The sequence below is a fragment of the Pseudonocardia sp. genome (genome assembly GCF_050250275.1).
Lineage (GTDB): Bacteria > Actinomycetota > Actinomycetes > Mycobacteriales > Pseudonocardiaceae > Pseudonocardia.
This window is the reverse complement of the sequence record NZ_JBFWOY010000017.1, coordinates 23202-46407: the sequence shown is the minus strand read 5'-3', so window position 1 is coordinate 46407 and position 23206 is coordinate 23202. Positions and strand designations below refer to the sequence as shown.

Sequence of the window (23206 nt, the reverse complement as noted above, 5' to 3'; positions counted from 1 at the left end):
ACCGGCCGGGTTTCGATCCGCACGTCTCGATCCGCACGGCGTGGGCGGGATCTGCGCCGGACCGCTGCGCCGACCCGTACCCGCCCGGCCTCACCAGGCCGGACGGCGGCACCGGCCGCTCCCCTCGGTCGCGCGCTGTCTCATGTCCGATCAGTCCGTTTTCTCGCTCTGTGGAATCCGACCCCTTGTGACGTGATGCAGGCCGCAATGGAATCGGGGCCAGTCCCCGAAACCAAGGGAGGTACGGGCGTGAAGGCCGTCCGGGTGCACGAGTACCACTCAGACCCGAAGATCGACGACATCCCCGAGCCCACGCTGCAGGGACCCCTCGACGTCATCATCAAGATCGGTGGCGCAGGTGTCTGCCGGACCGACCTGCACATCATCAACGGCGACTGGGCCGAGGCCATGGGCCCGAAGCTGCCGTACGTGATCGGGCATGAGAACGCCGGCTGGGTCGAGGCCATCGGCGACGGGGTCACCAACGTCGCCGTGGGCGACACGGTGATCCTGCATCCGCAGCCGTCCTGCGGGCTCTGTCTGCCCTGCAGGCGCGGTCGCGACATGCAGTGCGAGAACGCGTTCTTCCCCGGCCTGTCGAACAACGACGGTGGCATGGCCGAGTACCTGCGCACCACCGCGCGGGCCTGCATCAAGCTCGACCCGAGCACCAACCCCGCCGACGTCGCCGCGCTCGCCGACGCCGGCATCACCGCGTACCACGCGGTGCGCAAGGCGGTGCCGGACCTCTTCCCCGGCACGACCGCGGTCGTGCAGGGTGCGGGCGGTCTGGGCCACATCGCGATCCAGGCGCTCGCGGCCATCACCGGCACGCGCATCGTCGTGGTCGACCGCAACCCCGACGCGCTCGCGCTGGCCAAGCAGATCGGTGCCGACGAGACCGTCCTCGCCGACGGCAACCACGTCGACGCCGTCAAGGACATCACCAACGGTCGCGGTGGCGACGTGGTGTTCGACTTCGTCGCCGAGCAGGGCGCCGAGCTCGACGCCTGGCAGATGACCGCACCCGCGGGGTCGCAGTACATCCTCGGCTACGGCGGCACGTTCACCGCGCCGACGCTGGACTTCGTCGGCGGCGAGAAGAACGTCATCGGCAACATCGTCGGCACCTACGCCGACCTGACCGAGCTGATGGTCCTGGCCCAGGCCGGGAAGGTCACGCTCCACACCAAGCAGTACCCCCTCGATGCGGCGCTCGACGCGCTGCACGACCTCGACGCCGGCCAGGTGCGCGGCCGGGCGATCCTCGTCCCCTGAACTCCTGAACAGCGGAAACCAGCACTGACGCTGAGAGGAAAGGACACCACCACATGTACGAGAAAGACGGCGAGAAGTACTTCATCGTCGACTCCCACAGCCACTTCTGGGACGCCTCCAAGGAGAACTGGGTCGAGGGCGCCGAGCAGTACGCCAAGGGCTGGATCGACTGCTTCTACGGCTACCACCAGCTCGGTCCGCCCGAGACGCACTGGGACTGGGAGCACTACCTGAAGCCCTCCGCGGAGGACTTCGAGCGCGACATGTTCGTCGAGGGTCACGTCGACTACGCGATCTTCCAGTCGACCTACCTGCGCGAGTGGTACAAGGACGGCTTCAACACCGCGGCCCAGAACGCGGCGCTCCTCGAGAAGTGGGGCGAGAAGCTGATCGTCAACGGGCGTTTCGACCCCCGTGACGGCCAGAAGGGCCTCGACGAGTTCGACGCCGACATGGCGAAGTACAACCACAAGGGCATCAAGCTCTACACCGCGGAGTGGAACGGCGACTCCCGCGGCTACAAGCTGACCGACCCCGAGTGCTACAAGTTCCTGCAGCACGCGCAGGACGCCGGCGTCAAGAACGTCCACGTCCACAAGGGCCCGACGATCTGGCCGCTCGACAAGGACGCGTTCGACGTCGCCGACGTCGACCACGCCGCCACCGACTTCCAGGGCCTCAACTTCATCGTCGAGCACGTCGGCCTGCCGCGTATCGAGGACTTCTGCTTCATGGCGGTCCAGGAGCCCAACGTCTACGCCGGCCTGTCCGTCGTCGTCGGTGGCCTCATGCACGCCCGTCCCAAGTTCTTCGCGAAGGTCATGGGCGAGCTGCTGTTCTGGGTCGGCGAGGACAAGATGCTCTTCGGCGGCGACTACAACATCTGGACGCCCAAGTGGCAGGTCGAGGGCCTCGTCGACTGGCAGATGCCCGACGACGACCAGTTCGCCGACTACCCGCGTCTCACCACCGCGTCGAAGAAGAAGATCCTCGGCCTCAACGCGGCCAAGCTGTACGACATCCCGGTCCCGGCCGACATGCAGCTGCCGACCGACGCCGGCGAGGACTTGCAGCCCGGCCAGGAGCTCGTCGAGGGCACTGCGGGCGCGCAGGCATGATCGAAGCCCCTGAGGGGGTCTCGCCCGAGATCTGGGCCGCGTTGGACACGGTGCTCGACCCGGAGCTGGACGAGCCCATCACCGGACTCGACTTCGTCGAGTCGTGCACCGTGACCGCCGCACCCGACGGTGACATCGTCACCGTCGGGCTGCGGTTGCCCACGTTCTTCTGCGCACCGAACTTCTCGTTCCTGATGGTCGCCGACGCCTACGACGCGGTGTCGGCGGTCCCGGGAGTGGCCCGCGCAGAGGTCACGCTGGTCGACCACCACGCGTCCGACGAGATCAACGGCGGGGTCGCCGCACACGCGGGCTTCGTCGAGACCTTCACGGGGGAGGCGACGGCGGAGCTCGACGAGCTGCGCCGCATCTTCCTCACGAAGGCCTCGGTCGCAGGTCAGGATCGTCTCGCACGGCCGCTGGTCGACGCCGGCGCCGGACCCGACGAGCTGGCGACGACGACGCTGGGCGAGCTGCCCGAGTCCGACGAGCTGACGCGGCTGCGCCGCCGACGCGACGGGATCGGGTTGCCCAGCGGCGACGACGCCCCGCTGCTCATCCATCCCGACGGCAGCCCGGTGACCGCGGAGCAGGTGCCCCTGCACCTGCGCCGGGCCCGCCTCCAGCGGGTCGGCATCGAGACGAACGGCGAGTACTGCAAGAGCCTGCTGGCTCTCAGGTACGCACCCGGGGCGGCCACCGCGCCCTGAGGGTGACGAGGAACGGCCCCGGCCATCACGGCCGGGGCCGTTTCGCGTGCACAGACCCGCGCGCAACCTCACTGCTGCGATCCGCGCGTCGGACGACCGTGAGGTTGCGCCCGGGCGCGCTGCGCTGCAAGGGGCGGCGGCAGCAGCTCGGCTCGCGCGGCGGCCGGGATGCGCGCGCACGGAAAGGGTGCGGCGGCGGTCGGGCACCGAGGCTAGGGTCGGGACGTGGACGTCCGCGCGCTGGTGTTCGACGTGTTCGGGACGGTCGTCGACTGGCGCTCCGGCGTCGCACGCGAGGCGGCGCGGCTGCTGCCCGAGGTCGACGACCCGCACGCGGTCGCCGACGACTGGCGCGGCCGCTACCAACCGTCGATGGAGGAGGTCCGCAGCGGGCGCCGGCCGTGGACGATCCTCGACGTCCTGCACCGCGAGTCCCTCGACGCGTTGCTGGCGGAACGGGGCCTCGACCCGTCGGAGGAGGTCCGCGCCGAGCTGGTGCTCGCGTGGCACCGGCTCGACCCGTGGCCCGACGTCGTCGAAGACCTGACGCGGCTGAAGGAACGGTTCACGATCGGCCCGATGTCCAACGGCAACGTCGCGCTGCTGGTCGACATGGCCAAGCGGGCGGGGCTGCCGTGGGACGTGATCCTGGGCGCCGAGGTGGCGCGGCACTACAAGCCCGACCCCGGTGCCTACGACTCCGCGCCCGCGCTGCTGGGCCTGCGTCCGGAACAGGTGGGCATGGTCGCCGCCCACGTCGACGACCTGGCGGCGGCACGCGCCCGGGGCCTCACGACGTTCTACGTGCACCGTCCCGACGAGTTCGGCGGTCTGGTCCTCCCGCCGGCCACGGACCCCGACGCGACCGCGTCCGTCGCGTCGTTCACCGAGCTCTGCGACGTCGTGCTGCTCTAGGAGAGCCCCAGGGGCGACAACGAAAGCACCGGCTCGTCAGCCGGGCCGGACCACGGCCGGAACGCCCTGCCGCGTACCGCTGGGCGGCGCGGGGCGCGAGGTCACGCCGTTGCCGGATGGGCCGTCAGCACCCGGAAGAGGTTCTGCAGGACGTAGCTGCCGTCGGGCTGCCGTTGAGGGGCGAGGCCTTCCAGGATCGCCGCGCGGACGCCGCCGGGGCCGCCGCGGCGGGCGGCGGTGCGGCCCAGCCCGGAGCCGAGAACGGGGCCCACGAGCTCGTCCTCGTGGTCGTAGCGGAAGGAACAGACGACCTCGTCGACCGACGCGACGGCGAGCCCGGCCATGCCGACGATCTTCGTGAGCCGTTCGGGCTCGGTCAGCGGCGGCGGCCCGGACGGCGAGGCGGAGCGCGGTGGCAACAGACCGGCGAGGGACTCGCCGATCAGCCGGACGTCGCACTCGGACTCGCGCCCCCACACACTGACCACGACGGTCCCGGAGGGCCGGACGACCCGTGCGGCCTCCCGGAGCGCGGCAAGCGGGTTGGCGACGTGGGTGACGAGCTGGACGAGGGCGACGGCGTCGTAGGAGGAGTCGGGCTGGCCCAGCGACTGGGCGTCCCCGACGGCGAAGACCCCCTCGGGGACCCGGCGCGCGGCGACGGCGACGGCCGACGGATCGGTGTCGACACCACGGACGGCGTGCCCGCGGTCGGTGGCGACGCGGGCGAACTCGCCTGCGCCGCACCCGACGTCGAGCACCGTGGCGCCGGCGGGCAGGGCGTCGAGCGCCCGCGAGTACAACGGCGTTCCCCAGCCCTGGGGCCCTTCGGACATACCCCGAAACCTAGCCCCAGACGTCGCGCGCCACGTCGACGACCAACCGGAGTTTCGCCACCTGTTCGTCGTGGGTCAGGTTGTTGCCCTCGACGGTGGAGGAGAACCCGCACTGCGGCGACAGGCAGAGCTGGTCGAGCGGCACGTACCGGGCGGCCTCGTCGATTCGGCGCTTGAGGTCGTCGGGGTTCTCCAGGGCGCCGCGCTTGGTGGTGACGAGGCCGAGGACGACGCGCTTGCCGGGCGGCACGAAGCGCAGGGGTTCGAAGCCGCCGGAGCGTTCGTCGTCGAACTCGCAGAAGAAGCCGTCGACGTCGAGTTCGCCGAAGAGGGCCTCGGCGACGTAGTCGTAGCCGCCCTCGGCGGCCCAGCTGGAGCGGTAGTTGCCGCGGCACATGTGGGTGGTGATGCGCATGCCCTCGGGCCGCCCGGCGACGGCCGCGTTGATCTGGCGGATGTAGCGCAGGTGGTCGGCGTCGCCGTGGGCCTCGCGCTGGGCCGGGTCGTTGAGGTAGGCGAGGCTGGTGTCGTCGAGCTGCAGGTAGCGGCAGCCCAGTTCCCCGATGGCGGCGATCTCGGCGGCGTAGGCGGCGGACAGGTCGGCCCAGAACTCCTCGACGTCGGGGTAGACGCCGTTGTCGATGGCCGCGGTGCCGCCGCGGTAGTGGACCATGCTCGGCGACGGGATGGTCAGCTTCGCGGTGGCGGTCGAGGTGAGGCCTGCGAGGAAGCGGAAGTCGTCGGCGAAGATCGGCTCGTCCAGGCGGACCTTGCCGTCGATCGCCAGCCCGGCCGAGGTGAACGCACTCTCCCCCGCCGCGTTGACCATGCGCACGCGGATGCGTTCGTCGGTGGCGGAGACGCCGCCGAGGCGGTGGATGAAGTCCATGTGCCAGGAGGTGCGCCGGAACTCGCCGTCGGTCGCGGTCTGCAGGCCGAGGCCTTCCTGCATGACGACGACGGCACGGATCGCGTCGTCCTCGGCGGCGCGCAGCCCGGCGTCGTCGAGGGTGCCGGCGGCGTGCCGTTCGCGGGCGTCGAGGAGGGCGGGTGGCCGCAGCAGGCTGCCCACGTGGTCGGCGCGGAAGGGCGGGTCCGACAGCGTCGTCATGGAGGTGACGCTAGTGCCGCCGGGCGGTCCGGCACTGCGTCGGCTTCCGTTGGGTGGAAGGCTCGCGGCGTGGACACCGGCGTCGTCATCTTCCTCACCGACTACGGGATCGACCCCCTCGACCTGGCGCGGGCCGTCGAGGAGCGGGGTTTCGAGTCGCTGTTCCTCACCGAGCACACCCACATCCCGACGTCGCGGGAGTCGCCCTGGCCGGGCGGCGGGGACCTGCCCGAGCGCTACGCCCACACCTACGACCCGTTCGTCGCGATCGGCGCGATGGCCGCGGTGACGGAACGGATCGTGCTGGGGACGGCGGTGTCGCTGGTGAACCAGCACCATCCGATCAACCTGGCCAAGCAGGTGGCGAGCGTCGACCGGATCGCGAACGGCCGGTTCGAGCTGGGTGTGGGGCCGGGGTGGAACAAGGAGGAGATGGCCCACCACGGCGTCGATCCGCGCACCCGGACCGCACGGATGCTGGAGACCGTGGAGGCGATGACGGCGATCTGGACGCAGGACGAGGCCGAGTTCCACGGCGACCACGTCGACTTCGGCCCGATCTGGTCGTGGCCGAAACCGACGCGGGTGCCGCCGATCCTCATCGGCGGCGGCGGGCCGACGGTGCTGGACCGGGTGCTGTCGCACGGCCACGGCTGGGTGCCGTTGCGGGTGCCGGTGTCGGAGCTGACCGCTTTCGCGAAGCGTGTCGAGGAGCTGCAACGTCGCGCCGCCGACGCCGGGCGCGGGCACATCCCGGTGTCGATGTACGGGGCGGCGCGCAAGGCGGAGGCGATGGAGTCCTACCGGCAGGCGGGCGTCGACCGGGTGCTGTTCGAGCTGACCGACCAGAAGGGACCCGGCGCCCGCGACGCGGTCCTGCGCGAGCTCGACGAGCTGCGCACGCTCTCCGGGGCCGGCTAGGGGACGTGCGCCGCGCCCGGGGCGACGACCAGCGCCCGCGACGCGCGCACGGCGGCGACGCGGACGGCGTCCTCCAGGTCCCAGCGTCGTGCCGCGAAGTCCGACCGGGCGACGACGACGCCGATCGCCGCGGCCGTGTCGCCGCCGGGTCCCCGGACGGGGACGGCGATGCCGGCGACGCCGCGCTCGTGCTCCTCGACCTCGACGGCGACACCCGCGGACCGGATCCGCATCAGCTCGCGGTCGAGCGCCCGACGTTCCGACAGCGTGCGACGGGTGCTGCGGTCCAGCCCGCCGTGCGCGACGACGACCGTGAGCCGCCCCGCGTCGAGGCTCGCGAGCAGCACCTTGCCGCCCGCGGTGGCGTGCGCGGGCACCGGCTCCCCCGCCCGCAGGCCGGGACCGGGGTGGGCGCCGCACTGTTCGACGTGCGAGACGACGACGTCGACGTCGCGGAACGTCGCCAGGTAGGCGGCGGCGCGCGCCTCGGAGTGCAGTTCCTGGAGGATCGCGACGACGGCCGGCTGTGGGGCGACCTGCGCCGTCAGGACCCGGTGCAGCGCCGCGACCCGGTAGCCGAGCCCGTAGCCGCGGACGTCCTGCATGCGGACGAGGTAGCCCTCCTCCACGAGGGTCGCTAGGACGCGGTAGATGGTGGGCAGGGGGCTGCCGAGCCGCCGCGCGATGGCCTTGGCGGTGACGCCGTCGCCCGCGGCGGCGACGGCGTCGACGACGCGGAGAGCACGGAGCACCGAGCTCCCCGCGCTCGCCTCCTCACGTGCCACGGGTGACAGTCTCGAACAGACCGGCGGCGGGCGCATTGCGCCGATCGGGGGTCACCCGACCCGGAACACCCGCATCTGCAGGGCGAGCGTGGCGTAGTAGCCGACGAGCGTGGTCAGTTCGAACAGGCCCGGCTCGCCGAGGGCGTCGACCGCGGCGGTGTACGCGGTGTCGTCGAGGTCGCCGTCCACGGCCAGGGAGCGGACAGTGGCGAGCAGGACCGCCTCGCGGGCGTCGTCGAGTGCGGGGTCGGCGCCGTCGCGGAGGGCGGCGAGCTCGTCCTCGGTGAGCCCCGCGGCGCGGCCCGCCGCCTCGTGGGCCTGCTGTTCGAACGCGGACCGCCAGTGCGCGGCGACGACGAGGATCGCCAGCTCCCGCTCGCGGCCGGAGAGTGCGCCGCGGAAGCGGATGCCGGCGCCCAGGTTCTGCAGGGCGTCGCCGATGCCGGGGGCGCGCAGCATGGCGTCGAACGGCCCGCGCAGGGCGCCGTCGTCGTCGACGACGGGTGCGGCGCCGCCCGTGCCCGGCCCGCGGCGGGAGCCGACGATGCGGTCGTAGAGGTCGCGCTGCTCGTCGTCCATGTCGGCGGGCCGCAGCCCGGTCAGGCGGGACACACTGTCTCCCTCGGTCGTGGATCGGGGTACCCAGCATCGCCGACGCGGGCGCGAGCGGTGCGGCCTATCGTGATCCCGGATGTCGACGAGAGGACGAGTCGTGAGCCAGGACCCGGACGCCACGCTGCGCCACCAGATCAACGAGCTCGTCGAGGAGGAACACCGGCTGGAACGCGCGCACGTCGGCAAGGCGCTCGACGGCGACGAGAAGGCGCGGCTCGACGGGCTCGCCGTGGAGCTGGACCGGCTGTGGGACCTGCTGCGTCAGCGGGCGGCGCGGCGCAGCGCCGGGCTGCCCGTGGAGGACGCCGAGGAGCGGTCGGCGCGGGTCGTCGAGGGCTACCAGCAGTAGCCCGGGCGCAGCCGTGAGCGCCGCGATCACCCCGACGACGCGCGACGCTCTCGCCGCGCGGATCGCCGAGTCGGCTCTGGAACGGGACGGGCGGGTGCGGCTCGTCGTCGACGGACCACCGCCCACAGATCCGCTGGGTCTCGCCGAGCTGGCCGCCGACGTGCTGCGGGGCGCGGGCAGGCCCCCGCTGGTGGTCGACGCCGGCGACTGGCTGCGCCCTGCGTCGGTCCGGCTGGAGTACGGCCGCACCGACCCGGACATGTACCTCGACGGCTGGCTCGACGAAGGCGCGCTGCGCCGTGAGCTGCTCGACCCCGCCGGTCCCGCGGGGTCGGGCCGGGTGCTGCGCCGCTTCCACGACGCCGCCCGCGACCGGGCGTTCCGCGACGGCTACCTCGAGCTGGGCGACGCCGCCGTCGTGCTGGTGGCGGGAGCGCTGCTGCTGGGCCGCGGACTTCCGTTCGACGTGGCGGTGCACCTGCGGATGTCGGCGGCGGCGCTGCAGCGGCGGCTGCCGCCGGACCTGGCCTGGACCGCCGCGGCGTACGAGCGCTACGAGACGGAGTGGTACCCCGGCGAGGGAGCCGATCTGATGGTGCTCTCGGATCATCCGGAGCGGCCCGCGATCCGCGGGTAGACGCAGGTGGAACGTGGTGGGCGAGGAGGGAGTTGAACCCTCACGTCCTTTCGGACACACGGACCTGAACCGTGCGCGTCTGCCATTCCGCCACTCGCCCGAGCGACGTGGAGAAAGCTAGCACGCACCGCTCCGGCACCCGTGCACGGGGTACCCCCGACGACGATCACCCTGCTGGTCACGGAGCGGTCACGAGGCCGCGCCACGCGGCGCCGGTAGCACAGTTACGATCGGCCTCACATCGAAACACGCCGATGCGATCGGAGGAAGAACGGTTGGGCCGTGTCGAGCGATTCGAACGCCGTCTGCAAGGGATGGTGGGCGACGCGTTCGCGCGGGTCTTCGGAGGCAGTGTCGTCCCGCAAGAGGTCGCACAGGCACTGCTGAGGGAAGCCGAGGACAACATCGAGCAGCTCGCGGGAGGGCGTCGCCTCGCGCCCAACCGGTACGTCGTGCAGCTCGGGCCGTCCGATCTCGAACGCATGGCCGGCGACGAAGGCCGGATAGAGGAATCGCTGTCCGGCTACGTCACCGCACAACTCGCCGACCAGGGATGGGACACCTACGGCGACGTCGTAGTCTTGCTGGAGCGCTCCGAGGCGCTGCACACGGGACAGTTCCGCACCCGCTCGTCAGTGGACCCCGACGCTTCCCGTCGACCCACCCGGGCACGCAACGCAGGAGAAGCACCCATGAGCCAGCAACCGGGCCACCCCGAGGAGAACGGGCAGTACGGCTACGACCGTGGTGCCCCCGGCTACGGTCAGCAGACCTACGCCCCTCCGCAGGGCAATGACCAGCGCCGCGAGAACTATGGCCAGTACGACCAGCAGCAGCAGCCGGGCTACGACCAGGGCTACGGCCAGCAGCAGGGCGGCTACGACCAGGGTTACCAGCAGCAGGGCTACCAGCAGGGCGGCTACCAGCAGGGCGGCGGGTACGACCAGGGTTACGGCCAGCAGCAGGGCGGCTACGACCAGGGCTACCAGCAGCAGGGCTACCAGCAGGGCGGCTACCAGCAGGGCGGCGGGTACGACCAGGGCTACGGCCAGCAGGGCTACGGCGGCTACCAGCAGCTGCAGGCCTCGCTCAGCCTCGAGGACGGCTCGGGTCGCAACTACCAGCTGACCGAGGGCACCCACGTCATCGGCCGTGGCCAGGAGTCGCACTTCCGCCTCCCCGACACCGGTGTCTCCCGCCGGCACCTGGAGATCAGCTGGGACGGCCAGTCCGCCACGCTGTCCGACCTGGGTTCGACGAACGGGACCACCGTCAACGGCAGCCCGGTCCAGAGCTGCCAGCTCGCCGACGGCGACATGATCCGGGTCGGCCACTCGAGCCTGGTCTTCCGAGCGCACGGCTGACGGGCTCCCCGCTGACGAGCGCCCGGTCCACGGGCGCGGTGACGGGTCGTCACGCGCCGACCGGCGCGTGACGAGTGGACAGAAGCGGAGACCACGGCACGTGCCCGAGTTGGTGCTGCAGCTGACCAGGGCGGGTTTCCTGGCCCTGCTCTGGCTGTTCGTGCTGTTCGCGATGCGCATCGTGCGGTCGGACCTCTACGCGGCATCGGGTCTGCGGGCGATCATGCCCGGGGGGTCCCGCGCCGCACGACGGTCGGGTCGCGGCCGGGTCGCGCGGCAACTGCTGGTCACGCAGGGGCCGCTCGCCGGGAGCCGGATCACGCTCGACTCCCGTCCGATCCTCATCGGTCGCGCCGACGACTCCACGCTCAAGCTCGACGACGACTACGCCTCTACGCGCCATGCGCGGATCGCTCCCCAGGGCGAGGACTGGTACGTCGAAGACCTCGGGTCGACGAACGGCACATACCTGGACCGGGCTAAGGTCACCGGACCCACCCGGGTTCCCCTGGGGGTGCCGGTCCGCATCGGCAAGACGGTGATCGAGTTGCGCTCGTGAGGGCACATCCGCGCGCCGAGCCGGACGTACCGGGCCGTTCCCGCGAGACCTGCGTGCCGGACCGAGTACGTCGCCGCGCGTGGGGTCGAGCCGATGGTGCCGACGGAGTCGAACGATGACCCTGGTCCTGCGCTACTCGGCCCGCAGCGACCGCGGGCTGGTCAGGCAGAACAACCAGGACGCGGTGTACGCGGGCCCGCGCCTGCTCGCGCTGGCCGACGGCATGGGCGGTCACGCCGCCGGTGAGGTCGCGTCCTCGCTGGTCATCTCGGCACTCGCACCGCTCGACGAGGACGACCCCGGCGACGACCTGCTCGGCCGCCTGCGCGACGCCACGTTCCAGGGCAACGCCGCCATCACCCGGCACGTCGCCGACGCCCCCGACCTCGAAGGTATGGGCACGACACTGACGGCGATCCTGTTCGCCGGCTCCCGGCTCGGGATGGTGCACGTCGGTGACTCGCGGTGCTACCAGCTCCGCAACGGTGAGTTCACCCAGATCACGAAGGACGACACGTTCGTCCAGTCGCTGATCGACGAGGGCCGCATCACGGAGGAGGAGGCCCACACACACCCGCAGCGGTCGCTGCTGCTGCGGGCGATCACGGGCCAGGACGTCGAACCGTCGCTGACGATCCGTGAGGCCCGCGCGGGCGACCGCCTCCTGCTGTGCTCCGACGGGCTGTCCGGCCCGGTCAGCGACGAGACCCTCGCCCAGACTTTGGCCGAGTACACCGATCCGCGCGAGTGCGCCGACCGGCTCATCGACCTCGCGCTGCGCGGCGGCGGGCCCGACAACATCACCTGCATCGTGGCCGACGTCGTCGACGTCGACTACGGCGACGTCGCACCCATCGTCGGCGGCGCCGCGGGCGACGGCAGCGACGACCACCGGCCTGGCCCCGACACGGCGGCCGGCCGCGCATCGGCGACCACGCTCCCCCGCACCGCCCCGCGCCGGGTGGAGGCCGCCCCGGCCCCCGCGCCGCGGCGCCGCCGCAAGGGGCTGATCATCGGGATCGCCGCCGCGGTCGTCGTGATCGTCGCCGGGGTGCTGCTCGGCGGCATGTGGGTCATGCAGCAGTACTACGTCGCCGCGTCGGCCGACCGCGTCGTCATCTACCAGGGTGTCCACGGCAGCGCGCTCGGCATCCCGCTGCAGCGCGTCGCGCAGCAGACCGACATCGCGCTCGCCGACCTCCCCGAGGACTACCGCAACCGGGTCCAGGACGGGATCGTGTCCTCCGACGGGCTCGCCGGCGCCCAGGGCGCCGTGCAGAAGCTGCGGGACAACCGGCTGCCGATCTGCACGCCACCGCCCCCGGCGACGCCACCGCCCCCCGTCCCCAACGGTGACCCCACCACCGGTCAACCCGGCACCACCGGTGTGCCGACCAGCGCCGCGCAGCCTCCCGGCCAGGGGACCCCGCCCGAGCCGCAGACCCCCGACACCACCCTGCAGACCGAAACGCCCGTGCCGGGGCTGACCTGCCGGCCGGGGAACTGATGGCGGCGCCCCCACAGGTACAGGGCAGGGCCCCTGCTCCGGCGCTCCCCACCGGGCGCGGGATCGAGCTGTTGCTGCTGGCGTTCGCCGCAGTGATCGTCACCGGCGCGCTCGTGATCGTCGAGGCCAACCAGGAGCAGGAGCTCACGACGACCCTGCTGTGGCTCGGGCTCGCCTACCTGGGCCTGTTCGCCGGGGCACACTTCGCGGTCCGGCGCTGGGCGCCCTACGCCGACCCCTTGATCCTCCCGTCGGTCGCGCTGCTCAACGGGCTGGGCCTCGTGATGATCCACCGGCTCGACCTGGCCGACGCCGCACGCGCAGCGCAGCTCGGCAACGACGCGCCCGGGTCGCTGGTACTGCGCCAGGTGGTGTGGACGGCGATCGGGCTGGCGCTGTTCGTCGTCGTCCTGTGGCGGGTGTCCGACCACCGGATGCTGTCGCGGTTCGGCTACACCGCAGGGTTCGCCGGGCTCATCCTGCTCGCGCTGCCGGGCATCCTCCCGTCGTCGATCTCCGAGGTCAACGGCGCGAAGCTGTGGATCCGGTTCGGCGGCATCGGCATCCAGCCCGGCGAGTTCGCCAAGATCCTGCTGATCATCTTCTTCTCCGCGTTCCTTGTCCAGAAACGTGAGCTCTTCTCCACCGCCGGGCGGCGCTTCCTCGGCCTGGAGTTCCCCCGCGCCCGCGACCTGGCGCCGCTCGTCGTCGCATGGGGACTGTCGGTCGGCGTCCTCGTCTTCGAACGCGACCTCGGCACGTCGCTGCTGTTCTTCGGCATCCTGCTCGTCCTGCTCTACGCCGCCACCGAGCGCGTGTCCTGGATGATCGTCGGCCTGCTGTTCTTCATCGGCGGCGCCGTGCTGGCCTACAACCTGTTCGGGCACGTCAGGGTGCGCGTGCAGATCTGGCTCGACCCGTTCTCCGACTTCCAGGGCGGCGGCTACCAGCTCGGCCAGGCCCTGTTCGGGCTCGGCACGGGCGGCGTCGGCGGCACCGGCCTGGGCGCGGGCCGGCCCGATCTCGTGCCGTTCGCCGAGAGCGACTTCATCTGGTCGTCGCTGGGCGAGGAGCTCGGCCTCATCGGGCTCGCCGCGATCCTGCTCGTCTACCTCGTGCTCATCACCCGCGGCCTGCGCAGCGCCCTCGCCGTCCGCGACTCGTTCGGCAAGCTCCTCGCCACCGGGCTGTCCTACGTCATGGCGCTGCAGCTGTTCGTCGTCATCGGAGGCGTCACCAAGCTCATCCCGCTGACGGGCCTGACACTGCCGTTCCTGTCCTACGGCGGATCGTCACTCGTCGCCAACTACGCCCTCGTCGCGCTGCTGCTGCGGGTCTCCAACGCCGCGCGCGCCCCCCTGCCGCAGCGCCCGTCGGTGCCGCAGGCGCCCATCGCGCAGGCCGCGACCGAGCTGGTCCAACGGCCCGACCTGTCCACCGGCGAGTCCCGCGGGACGCCGTCGTGAACAACCCCGTCCGCAAGATCGCCGTCTCCGTGATGGTCATGATCCTGCTGCTGTTCGCCAACCTGACCTACGTGCAGGTCGTCAAGGCCGACGACTACCGCAACGACCCCCGCAACCAGCGCACCGCCTACGCCGAGTACTCCCGCCAGCGCGGCCAGATCACCGCCGACGGCAAGATCCTGGCCCAGAGCGTCGCCACCGACGACCGGATGCGCTTCCAACGCCAGTACCCCGGCGGGCCCGCGTTCGCGTCGGTGACCGGCTACCTGTCGCTGTCCTTCGGGCGCACCGGCATCGAGGGCGCCGCCGACTCCGTCCTCAACGGCACCGACGACCGGCTGTTCGTCCGCCGCCTGTCCGACCTCATCACCGGCCGGGACCCGCGCGGCGGGAACGTCTCGCTGACGGTCATGCCGACGGTGCAGCAGGTCGCCTACAACCAGCTGTCCCAGAAGGGCTACGCCGGCTCCGTCGTCGCGCTCGACCCGCGGACCGGCGCGATCCTCGCGATGGTGTCGACGCCGTCGTTCGACCCCAACCCGCTGGCCAGCCACAACGACAAGACCGTCCAGGACGCCTGGAACAGCGACAACGCCGCCAAACCACAGGTGCTGCTCAACCGCGCCATCAGCGTGCCGCAGCCACCCGGTTCGACGTTCAAGATCGTCGACACCGCCGCGGCGCTGCAGAACGGCTCGACACCCGACACGGTGCTCACCGCCGAGCCCGAGATCCCCCTGGACGACGGCGTGACGACGCTGGAGAACTACGCCCACACCCCGTGCGGCACCGGCGCGACCACGACCCTGCGCGACGCCTTCGCCCGCTCCTGCAACACCGCGTTCGCCGAGCTGATCACCAGCGTCGGCATCGACAAGCTGCGCAGCCAGGCCGACGCCTTCGGGATCGGGCAGTCCGACCTGGCCGTCCCGATGAAGGTCGCCCCGTCGACCATCGGCAACATCACCACCGTCACCGCCCTGCAGCAGTCGGCCATCGGCCAGCTCGACGTCAAGCTCACCCCGCTGCAGAACGCCATGATCACCGCCGCCGTCGCCAACGGGGGCCAGCTCATGGCGCCCTACCTGATCAAGGAGATCCAGGGTCCGGAGCTCGACACCGTCGACACCACCGAACCCGACCGCATCGGATCGGCCGTACCCGCAGGCGTCGCCGCGACGTTGACAGATCTGATGATCGGCTCGGAGAACCGCACCCAGGGCGGCGGCAAGATCAGCGGCGTACAGATCGCGTCCAAGACCGGCACGGCGGAGCTCGGCAGCAAGGACATCCCGCCGCACGCCTGGTACGTCGCGTTCGCACCCGCCGACAAGCCCGTCGTCGCCATCGCCGTGCTCGTCGAGAACGGCGGCGACCGTGGCCTCGAGGCCACCGGCGGCTCCGTCGCCGCACCCATCGGCCGGGCCGTCATCGCCGAGGCCCTCAAGGCGGGCCGATGAGCACGCTCGCCCCCGGCCTCCACATCGCCGACCGCTACCGCCTCGACCGGCGGATCGCGGTCGGCGGCATGGGCGAGGTCTGGGAGGCCTCCGACACCCGCCTCGACCGGGCCGTCGCCGTGAAGGTGCTGCGCCCCGAACTCTCCGGCGACGAGGAGTTCCTGCACCGCTTCCGCATCGAGGCCCGCACGGTCGCCTCCCTCGACCACCCCGGGATCGCGCTCGTCCACGACTACGGCGAGGACGACGCCACCATGGGCGACCGGCGCACCGCCTACCTCGTCATGGAGCTCGTCCGGGGCGAACCGTTGTCCAACCGCATCAGTCGCGGCCGCATGGACGCCGACGAGACCCTCGAGGTCCTCGAGCACGCCGCCTGGGCCCTCGACGCCGCCCACCAGCGCGGATTCGTCCACCGCGACGTCAAACCCGGCAACATCCTCCTGCGCGAGGACGGCGTCGTGAAGCTCACCGACTTCGGCATCGCCAAGGCCGCCAACGCCGTCCCCGTCACCCGGTCCGGCATGGTCATGGGCACCGCCCACTACATCGCGCCCGAGCAGGCCAGCGGCGGCGAGGCCGGCCCGGCGGGCGACGTCTACTCCCTCGGCATCGTCGGCTTCGAGTGCCTCGCCGGGAAGCGGCCCTTCCGGGCGGAGAACCCTGTCGTCGTCGCGATGATGCAGGTCCGCGACGCACCGCCCCGCTGCCCGACGACGTCCCCGAGAGCGTCCGGCTGCTCATCGAGGCGGTGCTGGTCAAGGACCCGATGCACCGCTACCGCGACGGCGCCGAGCTGGCCCGCGCCGTCGCCGCGGTCCGCCGGGGCGAGCCGATGCCGCGGCCGTCGCTGCTGCCCGCCGACGTCGAGCTGCCCGGTACCGAGCTCCCGCCCGCACCTGACGCGGAGCCCGCGCCGGAGGCCGCCGAGCGCCGGCGGTCCCGGCTCGCCCGCAGCCGTGAGGTGATCGCGTCGACGAGCCGCCGGGGCACCGACGACGGCGCGCCGGTGGGGGGCCGGAGGACGCGTGCCCGGGGCCGGGCCGCGCACCGCGCCGAGGACACGCCTGCCGCGGAGGCCTGGTCGCCGCCCGCGGACGCACCGGCAGCCCCGGAGTCGCCTGCCGTCGCAGCGCCGGCCGCCGTGCCCCCGGCCGTGCCCTCTGCGATGCCCCCGGCCGTGCCCCCTACGGCGCCCCCCGCCGTGCCCCCTGCCCCCGTCCCGCCGCCGACCGGTGCGCACGCGCTGGTCCCGCCCGGCACCCCGCCACCCGGTGCGTGGCAGGACCCACGTCCCACCCCTCGGCGCCGGCCCGTCCCCTCCGACGGTCCCCGGCACGCGGCGACGCCCCCGGCACCCGCCGCCCCCGTGTTCCCCGGCTCGGTCCCGCCGGGGACGCTGGGGGCCGTCGCGTCGCCGGTGTCCGCCGCCGCACCCGTCGCCGCACCCGTCGTTCCCCAGGGGCCCGGGTCGGTCCCCGCGATGCCGCCGGCCGCGTCGTCCCCCTCGATCCCGCCGGTGCCGGTCCCGCCGGAGTCGTCGGTCGAGACGACGATCGAGACCACGGCGACGTCGGTGCGCCTCGCCGCCGGCAGCCCGGTCGCCACACCCGACCGCCCCACGGGCGCCCACCGGCTGGCCGACGACCACGAGCCGCTGGAGGACCCGTCCGCCGACGCCCGCGAGCCGGGCGACACGCCGTCGCGCGCCCCGGGATCCGAACCCGTCTCGCTGGCCCCACGGTCCCGGTCCCGCCACACCGCGTTCGTCGTGCTGTTCGTCGTGCTCGCGGTGGTCGCCGTGCTCGTCACCCTGCTGCTCCTGCTGCCCCGGCTCATCGGGTCGGCGAGTGCGATGTCCCAGCCGTCCGGGTTCGCCCCGGGTAGCGTGTCCCGCCAGGAGGGCGTCGCGATGGGCTGGACGGCGCATCGGGTCGGAGGGACCGGGGACGATGTCACGGAGAATGTCCGGTGAGCCCCTGGAACCCGCTGCCCGGCGACCGCGCGCCGAGCGAGCGGACCGACGCGCGGCGCGACCAGGCATGATGATCCGACCCCCGACACAACTCAGGAACCGGCACCGATGACCACCCCCCGCCTGCTGTCCGAGCGCTACGAGCTGGGCGACACGCTCGGCTACGGCGGCATGTCCGAGGTCCACCGCGGCCTCGACACGCGCCTGGGCCGCGACGTGGCCGTCAAGGTCCTGCGCGCCGACCTCGCGCGCGACCCGCAGTTCCAGCTCCGGTTCCGGCGCGAGGCGCAGAACGCCGCGGCACTCAACCACCCGGCGATCGTCGCGGTCTACGACACGGGCGAGACGGTCAGCGAGTTCGGCCCGTTGCCCTACATCGTCATGGAGTTCGTCGACGGGCAGACGCTGCGCGAGATCGTCAAGACGCAGGGGCCGATCGACCAGGCCCGCGTCGTCGACGTCATGGCCGACGTGTGCGCGGCGCTCGACTTCAGCCACCGCCACAACATCATCCACCGCGACGTCAAGCCCGCCAACATCATGATCAACACCCAGGGCGCGGTGAAGGTCATGGACTTCGGCATCGCCCGCGCACTGGGCGAGGGGCAGAACGTCACGCAGACGGCCGCCGTCATCGGCACCGCCCAGTACCTGTCCCCCGAACAGGCCCGCGGCGAGGCCGTCGACGCGCGCAGCGACGTTTACGCCGCAGGCTGCGTGCTCTTCGAGCTCCTCACCGGCGACCCGCCCTTCACCGGCGACACCCCCGTCGCCGTCGCCTACCAGCACGTCCGCGAGGACCCGCGGCACCCGTCGCAGCTCAACCCCGACGTGCCGCCCGAGCTCGACGCGATCGTCCTCAAGGCGCTGAGCAAGAACCCGATCAACCGCTACCAGTCCGCGGCGGAGATGCGGTCCGACCTCATCCGCGTCCGCAACGGGCAGCGACCGCAGGCGCCGCTCGTGATGAGCGACGACGAGCGCACCGCCCTGCTCGCCGCCGACGCGGGCCCGACCCGCCGGATGAACTCCGCCGGCGGTGGCCGCCACACGATCCCCCCGGGCACCGTCCCCGTCTGGCGCGACGACGACCAGGGCAGCGGCACCGGCCGCAAGGTCGCCATCGGCCTCGGCGTCGCCGTCGTGCTCGGACTCATCGCCTTCGTGGCGTTCCAGTTCCTCGGCAGCCCCTCGGTCAAGCAGGTCGCGGTGCCCAACGTCATCGGCCAGCCGCAGGACACCGCCCGCAGCGCGATCGTCGCCGCCGGGCTGCAGGTCAACGTCCAACAGGACGAGTCCCCCGTCGACCAGGTCAACAAGGTCGTCCGGACCGACCCCGCCGGCGGCACCCAGATCGACGAGAACAAGACCGTCACCATCTTCATCGGGAAGGGCCCGGCCCAGGCCGCCGTCCCGCCGCTCATCGGGCAGACGGTCGAGCAGGCCCAGCAGCTGCTCACCGAACGCGGCCTCACCCTGGGCAAGCAGACCGAGCAGGAGACCACCAACTCCTCCGACGTCGGGCGGATCATCTCCTCCGACCCCCAGGCCGGCGCCAACGCGCCCGGCGGCAGCGCCGTCAACGTCGTCGTCGGCAAGGCGCAGTCCACCGTGTCGGTCCCCGACGTCACCGGCCAGAGCGCCGACGCCGCGACCAACACGCTCGAGCAGGCCGGGTTCCAGGTGAAGGTCTCCGGCGACACCGGCAACAACGCCACCGTCGCGAGCACCAACCCGTCGGCGGGCACCAAGGTCGCCAAGGGCACCACGGTGACGCTCACGATGAGCGGCTCCGACAGCGGCCAGGTCCAGGTGCCCGACTTCACCGGCATGGACGTCCAGACCGCCCAGGCCGCAGCCCAGCAGGCCGGCCTGACACGGCTCAGCCAGCAGAACGTGACGGTCACCGACGCCTCGCAGGACGGCAAGGTCGTGGCACAGAATCCACGCGCCGGGTCGACCGTCGACAAGGACCAGCAGGTCGTGCTCGGCGTCGGCCGACTTCTCGGGAGCCGCTGACGTGCGCGTCCTCGTCGTCGACAACTACGACAGCTTCGTCTACAACCTGGTGCAGTACCTCGCCCAGCTGGGTGCCGAGAACACGGTGCGCCGCAACGACGAGGTCGAGCTCGACGAGCTCGACGACGTCGACGGTGTCCTGATCAGCCCGGGCCCCGGCGTGCCCGAGGAGGCCGGGCGCAGCGTCGAGGTCATCAAGGCGTGCGCCGAGCGCAACGTGCCCCTGCTCGGGGTGTGCCTGGGCCACCAGGCCATCGGCGTCTCGTGGGGCGGCGTCGTCGACCGCGCGCCCGAGCTGCTGCACGGCAAGACGTCGCTGGTGCACCACGACGGGGTCGGCGTCCTGCGCGACCTGCCCGACCCGTTCGTCGCGACCCGCTACCACTCGCTGTCGATCCGCCCCGAGACGCTTCCTCCGGAACTGGAGGTCACGGGCCGCACCGACGGCGGGGTGATCATGGCGCTGCGTCACCGCGACGCCCCGCTGGAGGGTGTGCAGTTCCACCCCGAGTCGGTCCTCAGCGAGGGCGGGCACCGGCTGCTCGCCAACTGGATGGGCTCCGCGGGCCACCCGGTGCCGGAAGCGGTGGTCGCCGACCTGACGGCCGAGGTCGCCGCCCTGGGCGCACAGCAGTCCTGACCGCGCCGGGCTGCGGCCCGGTCACGAATCAGCCCCGGATCGGGCGTTCGAGCACGCCACGGACGGTTCACGTTACGGTGGAGGCACGCCCGGGCGTGCCGCCCCGGACGCGCACATCCGTCTCGTGAGGTCTTGATGCCCAAGTCGAAGGTCCGGAAGAAGACCACCTACACGCCGCCGGCGCAGCGCGCCGCCGTGAAGGAGGCCGGGCCCACCAGTCCGGTCTATGTGGTCGTCATGCTCGGGCTGATGCTCATCGGGCTGGCGTGGCTGGTCGTCAACTACATTGCCGGCGACAAGATCGCGCTGTTCACCGCGCTCGGCTCCTGGAACTTCCTGATCGGATTCTCACTCATCGTAGTCGGTCTGTTGATGACGATGAGATGGCGCTGAGCAGCGGAAATACGCCGGTGTAAGCAGTCCACACTGTGGATGAACGCTGTGGACAACCTCACAAGAACTACTCTTCGTGATCATGTGTGACGGCGAACACGCAGGTGGCGACCCCGGTCCGCCCGCACGCTCGTGGAGCACCCCGGCCGGCCTCGTGGCGGTCGGATGGCTGTGCACAGCCGCCGCAGCGTGCTGGCTCACCATGATGCTCATCACCCACTCGGACCCCACTGGTTCGCTTCTCGCAGCCGTCGCCACGCTCGGTCTCTTCGTGTCCTCCGTGTGGGGCAGCCGGGCCCGGCCGCGGCTGACCGTCTCACCGGCAGGCGTCGGCGTGCGCGGACTGCTGCACCGCCGCACCTACCCGTGGCCGGCCGTCACCGACGTCCGGGTCATCCAGGCCCGCAGGCTGGGCCGCGAGACGTACCTCCTGGGCGTCGACGTCCGCGACGAGGCGGCTCTCGACGGCGAACGCCTGCTGGTGTTCGGCCGCCTCGATCTCGGCGCCGACCCCGTGGACGTCGCCGCCACCGTGATGGCCGCCCGCCACTGACCGGCCGCAACCTCGCTGCTCGCCGGGGCCGGATCCACAGCAGAGAGGTTGCGCGCGGGCGGTGGTCAGGCGGCGACGAGCATGACGACGATCGCGAGCACCGCGAGGAGGGCGAGGGCGCCCGCCTGGAGGGCGTTGCGGTTGCGGGCCGGGGCGTAGACGACGGCAGCCGTCGCGACGGCGCCGACGACGAGGCCCCCGACGTGCCCGATCAGGGAGACGCCGGGCAGCGTGATGCTGAGGACGATGTTGATCCCGATGACCACGATGACCTGCGTGGCGGGGATGTTCATCCGGCGCAGGACGACGGCGAGGCCGCCCATCAGCCCGAAGACGGCGCCGGAGGCGCCGGCGACCTGCGCGGTCGGCCCGTAGAACAGCAGGGCCGCGGCGGAACCGCCGAGCAGGGCGACGACGTAGATGCCGAGGAGCCGGGCGCGGCCGAGGAAGACTTCCATGTCGCGCCCGATGACCCACAGCGCGAGCATGTTGAACAGCAGGTGCAGGAGGCCGAAGTGCAGGAACCCGGCGGTGACGACCCGCCACCACTCGCCGCCGGCGACGGCCGCGGGGATGAGGGACCAGTCACGGAACAGCGGGGACGAGCTGTTCTGGTTGAGGCTGCCGGCCTGGACGACCGTCAACAGGAAGACGACGACGTTGACCGCGATCAGCGACGTGGTGACGACCGGGACGCGGGAGGCCCGCGCCGCCGGTCGGACGGTGCGTCGGGCCGCGGGGCGGCCGTCCGCGACGCAGTCGACACATTGGTAGCCGACCGACGCCTCCCGCAGGCACTCCGGGCAGGACGGCCGGTCGCAACGTGTGCACCGCAGACCGGTCGGCCGGTCCGGGTGCCGGGCGCACACCGCGGGAGCAGGTGCGCCCGGCGCTGGGCCGGACCGGTCGTGCGGAGGGCCTGCGGGGTCGGTCACGTCGGAGGCGCTCCGGCTCTCAGCTGACGTCGATGCTCTGGATGACGACCGCGGTGAGCGGGCGGTCCGAGCGGTCGGTGGAGGTGGTGGCGATGGCGTCGACGACGGCGCGGGACTCGGCGTCGGCCACCTCACCGAAGATCGTGTGGCGACGGTTGAGGTGCGGGGTCGGGCCGACGGTGATGAAGAACTGCGAGCCGTTGGTGCCGGGGCCGGCGTTGGCCATCGCGAGCAGGTAGGGCCGGTCGAACTGGAGCTCGGGGTGGAACTCGTCGCCGAACTGGTAGCCGGGGCCGCCGCGGCCGGTGCCGGTGGGGTCGCCGCCCTGGATCATGAAGCCGCTGATCACGCGGTGGAAGACGGAGCCGTCGTAGAACGGTCCGCTGTCGCCGCCGCTGGCGTTGGGCTGGCTGTAGTCCTTGGTGCCCGTCGCGAGACCGACGAAGTTGCCGACGGTCTTGGGGGCGTGATCCGGGAACAGGGTGATCCGGATGTCGCCCTCGGACGTCCGCAGGGTCGCGATCTGCTTCGAGTTGCCTGGGTCAGTCACATGGCCCATCGTGCCAGCACCGGAAATGGACGCCCACGCGGGAAGGCAGGTCGAGCATGATGGCGAGCATGAGGACCACCAGGAACGCCCCCGATCACCTCGCCGCGATCGGCGAGGAGCTCGGCGAGCTGGCGTCGGACGTGCTCGCGGACGTGCGCGACCGTGTGGAGGTGGGCGGCGGCGCGATGGCGGACGGGGCGCGGCGGCTCGCGGAGGTGGCGGCGGAGGCGTTCACCGACGCCCGGCACGAGCTGGCTGCCCGCGTGGAGCCCGAGCGGCCGTCGCGGAAGTGGCGATGGGTCGTCGCCGGCGGGATCGCGGCCGCGGTCGCGGTGTCGCTGTGGGCGGTGTTGTCGCGGCGGCCGCAGCTGGTCGACGAGCCGGTCCGGGCGGTGCCGGGGACGCCGCCTGCGGGCGATGAGGGTGCGTCGCAGACGGCCCCGGCCACGCCGACGTCGTCGGCCGCGGCACGCAACGGTCACACGTCGGGCTGAGCACGGTCCGGCGTCG

General features: G+C 72.2%; 25 protein-coding genes and 1 tRNA gene. 19 read left to right on the top strand and 7 right to left on the bottom strand.

The genetic code is table 11. The features are described from left to right. Nucleotides 1-249: 249 nt before the first annotated feature. From AB7F12_RS16645 to AB7F12_RS16630, 4 genes are all read left to right on the top strand, one after another. Nucleotides 250-1278, top strand: a complete 1029-nt coding sequence (locus AB7F12_RS16645; protein ID WP_428497948.1) for an NAD(P)-dependent alcohol dehydrogenase — start codon at nucleotides 250-252, stop codon at nucleotides 1276-1278. A gap of 53 nt (nucleotides 1279-1331) precedes the next feature. Further along, a complete protein-coding gene (locus AB7F12_RS16640; protein ID WP_428497949.1) occupies nucleotides 1332-2396 on the top strand; it encodes an amidohydrolase family protein in 1065 nt (354 codons plus the stop codon). Continuing rightward, nucleotides 2393-3106 carry an iron-sulfur cluster assembly protein gene (locus AB7F12_RS16635; RefSeq protein ID WP_428497950.1) on the top strand — a complete coding sequence of 238 codons (714 nt, stop codon included), beginning with the start codon at nucleotides 2393-2395 and terminating at the stop codon, nucleotides 3104-3106. The genes AB7F12_RS16640 and AB7F12_RS16635 overlap by 4 nt, the downstream gene beginning before the upstream one ends. A 225-nt stretch (nucleotides 3107-3331) precedes the next feature. Continuing rightward, on the top strand, nucleotides 3332-4021 hold the full coding sequence (locus AB7F12_RS16630) for a haloacid dehalogenase type II (RefSeq protein ID WP_428497951.1): 690 nt from the start codon (nucleotides 3332-3334) through the stop codon (nucleotides 4019-4021). Nucleotides 4022-4122: 101 nt separating this feature from the next. On the opposite strand, the gene AB7F12_RS16625 is transcribed toward AB7F12_RS16630, so the two are convergent. Further along, nucleotides 4123-4857: a class I SAM-dependent methyltransferase gene (locus tag AB7F12_RS16625; RefSeq protein WP_428497952.1), complete on the bottom strand. Its 735-nt coding sequence runs from the start codon at nucleotides 4855-4857 to the stop codon at nucleotides 4123-4125. 10 nt (nucleotides 4858-4867) lie between these two features. Next, nucleotides 4868-5968 (bottom strand): 5-methyltetrahydropteroyltriglutamate--homocysteine S-methyltransferase, encoded by a 1101-nt coding sequence (locus AB7F12_RS16620; RefSeq protein WP_428497953.1) that lies wholly within the window; start codon nucleotides 5966-5968, stop codon nucleotides 4868-4870. A 69-nt stretch (nucleotides 5969-6037) separates the two neighbouring features. Between AB7F12_RS16620 and AB7F12_RS16615 the strand changes: the two genes are divergently transcribed. Then, the gene (locus AB7F12_RS16615; protein WP_428497954.1) at nucleotides 6038-6889 is read left to right on the top strand and encodes an LLM class F420-dependent oxidoreductase; all 852 of its coding nucleotides are present in this window, start codon (nucleotides 6038-6040) and stop codon (nucleotides 6887-6889) included. On the opposite strand, the gene AB7F12_RS16610 is transcribed toward AB7F12_RS16615, so the two are convergent. Then, nucleotides 6886-7674, bottom strand: a complete 789-nt coding sequence (locus AB7F12_RS16610; protein ID WP_428497955.1) for an IclR family transcriptional regulator — start codon at nucleotides 7672-7674, stop codon at nucleotides 6886-6888. The two genes, AB7F12_RS16615 and AB7F12_RS16610, sit on opposite strands and share 4 nt — an antisense overlap. A gap of 51 nt (nucleotides 7675-7725) precedes the next feature. Continuing rightward, a complete protein-coding gene (locus tag AB7F12_RS16605; RefSeq protein ID WP_428497956.1) occupies nucleotides 7726-8286 on the bottom strand; it encodes a carboxymuconolactone decarboxylase family protein in 561 nt (186 codons plus the stop codon). Nucleotides 8287-8386: 100 nt separating this feature from the next. On the opposite strand from AB7F12_RS16605, the gene AB7F12_RS16600 reads away from it, so the two are divergent. Both AB7F12_RS16600 and AB7F12_RS16595 read left to right on the top strand, forming a co-directional pair. Next, the gene (locus AB7F12_RS16600) at nucleotides 8387-8638 is read left to right on the top strand and encodes a DUF2630 family protein (protein WP_428497957.1); all 252 of its coding nucleotides are present in this window, start codon (nucleotides 8387-8389) and stop codon (nucleotides 8636-8638) included. A 13-nt stretch (nucleotides 8639-8651) separates the two neighbouring features. Further along, a complete protein-coding gene (locus AB7F12_RS16595; protein ID WP_428497958.1) occupies nucleotides 8652-9275 on the top strand; it encodes a uridine kinase in 624 nt (207 codons plus the stop codon). A gap of 14 nt (nucleotides 9276-9289) precedes the next feature. Here the strand turns inward: AB7F12_RS16595 and AB7F12_RS16590 are convergent. Continuing rightward, nucleotides 9290-9375: transfer RNA gene (locus AB7F12_RS16590), tRNA-Leu, on the bottom strand. Between the two features lie 175 nt (nucleotides 9376-9550). Here AB7F12_RS16590 and AB7F12_RS16585 point away from each other — a divergent pair. The 11 genes from AB7F12_RS16585 to AB7F12_RS16535 all read left to right on the top strand — a co-directional run bounded on the left by AB7F12_RS16585 (nucleotide 9551) and on the right by AB7F12_RS16535 (nucleotide 21211). After that, nucleotides 9551-10639, top strand: a complete 1089-nt coding sequence (locus AB7F12_RS16585; protein ID WP_428497959.1) for a DUF3662 and FHA domain-containing protein — start codon at nucleotides 9551-9553, stop codon at nucleotides 10637-10639. Between the two features lie 100 nt (nucleotides 10640-10739). After that, complete coding sequence (locus tag AB7F12_RS16580; RefSeq protein ID WP_098956915.1) at nucleotides 10740-11198, top strand: FHA domain-containing protein FhaB/FipA; 459 nt, start codon at nucleotides 10740-10742, stop codon at nucleotides 11196-11198. Between the two features lie 115 nt (nucleotides 11199-11313). Continuing rightward, nucleotides 11314-12705 (top strand): PP2C family protein-serine/threonine phosphatase, encoded by a 1392-nt coding sequence (locus AB7F12_RS16575; RefSeq protein WP_428497960.1) that lies wholly within the window; start codon nucleotides 11314-11316, stop codon nucleotides 12703-12705. Further along, a complete protein-coding gene (locus AB7F12_RS16570) occupies nucleotides 12705-14171 on the top strand; it encodes an FtsW/RodA/SpoVE family cell cycle protein (RefSeq protein ID WP_428497961.1) in 1467 nt (488 codons plus the stop codon). The genes AB7F12_RS16575 and AB7F12_RS16570 overlap by 1 nt, the downstream gene beginning before the upstream one ends. After that, nucleotides 14168-15631, top strand: coding sequence for a peptidoglycan D,D-transpeptidase FtsI family protein (locus tag AB7F12_RS16565; RefSeq protein WP_428497962.1), 1464 nt, complete (start codon nucleotides 14168-14170; stop codon nucleotides 15629-15631). The genes AB7F12_RS16570 and AB7F12_RS16565 overlap by 4 nt, the downstream gene beginning before the upstream one ends. Next, nucleotides 15628-16599 carry a serine/threonine-protein kinase gene (locus AB7F12_RS16560; RefSeq protein ID WP_428497963.1) on the top strand — a complete coding sequence of 324 codons (972 nt, stop codon included), beginning with the start codon at nucleotides 15628-15630 and terminating at the stop codon, nucleotides 16597-16599. The genes AB7F12_RS16565 and AB7F12_RS16560 overlap by 4 nt, the downstream gene beginning before the upstream one ends. Nucleotides 16600-17000: 401 nt before the next feature. Continuing rightward, nucleotides 17001-17606 carry a hypothetical protein gene (locus AB7F12_RS16555; protein ID WP_428516615.1) on the top strand — a complete coding sequence of 202 codons (606 nt, stop codon included), beginning with the start codon at nucleotides 17001-17003 and terminating at the stop codon, nucleotides 17604-17606. A 108-nt stretch (nucleotides 17607-17714) separates the two neighbouring features. Then, nucleotides 17715-19625 carry a Stk1 family PASTA domain-containing Ser/Thr kinase gene (pknB, locus tag AB7F12_RS16550; RefSeq protein WP_428497965.1) on the top strand — a complete coding sequence of 637 codons (1911 nt, stop codon included), beginning with the start codon at nucleotides 17715-17717 and terminating at the stop codon, nucleotides 19623-19625. A gap of 1 nt (nucleotide 19626) precedes the next feature. After that, nucleotides 19627-20265: an aminodeoxychorismate/anthranilate synthase component II gene (locus AB7F12_RS16545; RefSeq protein ID WP_428497966.1), complete on the top strand. Its 639-nt coding sequence runs from the start codon at nucleotides 19627-19629 to the stop codon at nucleotides 20263-20265. Nucleotides 20266-20400: 135 nt separating this feature from the next. After that, the gene (gene crgA, locus AB7F12_RS16540; protein ID WP_428497967.1) at nucleotides 20401-20658 is read left to right on the top strand and encodes a cell division protein CrgA; all 258 of its coding nucleotides are present in this window, start codon (nucleotides 20401-20403) and stop codon (nucleotides 20656-20658) included. Nucleotides 20659-20740: 82 nt separating this feature from the next. Then, nucleotides 20741-21211 carry a PH domain-containing protein gene (locus tag AB7F12_RS16535; RefSeq protein WP_428516613.1) on the top strand — a complete coding sequence of 157 codons (471 nt, stop codon included), beginning with the start codon at nucleotides 20741-20743 and terminating at the stop codon, nucleotides 21209-21211. Nucleotides 21212-21276: 65 nt separating this feature from the next. On the opposite strand, the gene AB7F12_RS16530 is transcribed toward AB7F12_RS16535, so the two are convergent. Continuing rightward, nucleotides 21277-22080, bottom strand: coding sequence for a rhomboid family intramembrane serine protease (locus AB7F12_RS16530; RefSeq protein WP_428497969.1), 804 nt, complete (start codon nucleotides 22078-22080; stop codon nucleotides 21277-21279). Between the two features lie 85 nt (nucleotides 22081-22165). Next, entirely contained in the window at nucleotides 22166-22705 is a 540-nt protein-coding gene (locus AB7F12_RS16525; RefSeq protein WP_428497970.1) for a peptidylprolyl isomerase, read from the bottom strand. Between the two features lie 59 nt (nucleotides 22706-22764). Between AB7F12_RS16525 and AB7F12_RS16520 the strand changes: the two genes are divergently transcribed. Beyond that, entirely contained in the window at nucleotides 22765-23190 is a 426-nt protein-coding gene (locus tag AB7F12_RS16520; protein WP_428497971.1) for a hypothetical protein, read from the top strand. Nucleotides 23191-23206: the final 16 nt, after the last annotated feature.

Coding starts and splice junctions, on each gene's coding strand:
- AB7F12_RS16635 (WP_428497950.1), top strand. CDS start 2,393: ATGATCGAAGCCCCTGAGGGGGTCTCGCCCGAGATCTGGGCCGCGTTG.
- AB7F12_RS16535 (WP_428516613.1), top strand. CDS start 20,741: ATGTGTGACGGCGAACACGCAGGTGGCGACCCCGGTCCGCCCGCACGC.
- AB7F12_RS16575 (WP_428497960.1), top strand. CDS start 11,314: ATGACCCTGGTCCTGCGCTACTCGGCCCGCAGCGACCGCGGGCTGGTC.
- AB7F12_RS16525 (WP_428497970.1), bottom strand. CDS start 22,705: ATGGGCCATGTGACTGACCCAGGCAACTCGAAGCAGATCGCGACCCTG.
- AB7F12_RS16570 (WP_428497961.1), top strand. CDS start 12,705: ATGGCGGCGCCCCCACAGGTACAGGGCAGGGCCCCTGCTCCGGCGCTC.
- AB7F12_RS16640 (WP_428497949.1), top strand. CDS start 1,332: ATGTACGAGAAAGACGGCGAGAAGTACTTCATCGTCGACTCCCACAGC.
- AB7F12_RS16625 (WP_428497952.1), bottom strand. CDS start 4,857: ATGTCCGAAGGGCCCCAGGGCTGGGGAACGCCGTTGTACTCGCGGGCG.
- crgA (WP_428497967.1), top strand. CDS start 20,401: ATGCCCAAGTCGAAGGTCCGGAAGAAGACCACCTACACGCCGCCGGCG.
- AB7F12_RS16620 (WP_428497953.1), bottom strand. CDS start 5,968: ATGACGACGCTGTCGGACCCGCCCTTCCGCGCCGACCACGTGGGCAGC.
- AB7F12_RS16560 (WP_428497963.1), top strand. CDS start 15,628: ATGAGCACGCTCGCCCCCGGCCTCCACATCGCCGACCGCTACCGCCTC.
- AB7F12_RS16520 (WP_428497971.1), top strand. CDS start 22,765: ATGAGGACCACCAGGAACGCCCCCGATCACCTCGCCGCGATCGGCGAG.
- pknB (WP_428497965.1), top strand. CDS start 17,715: ATGACCACCCCCCGCCTGCTGTCCGAGCGCTACGAGCTGGGCGACACG.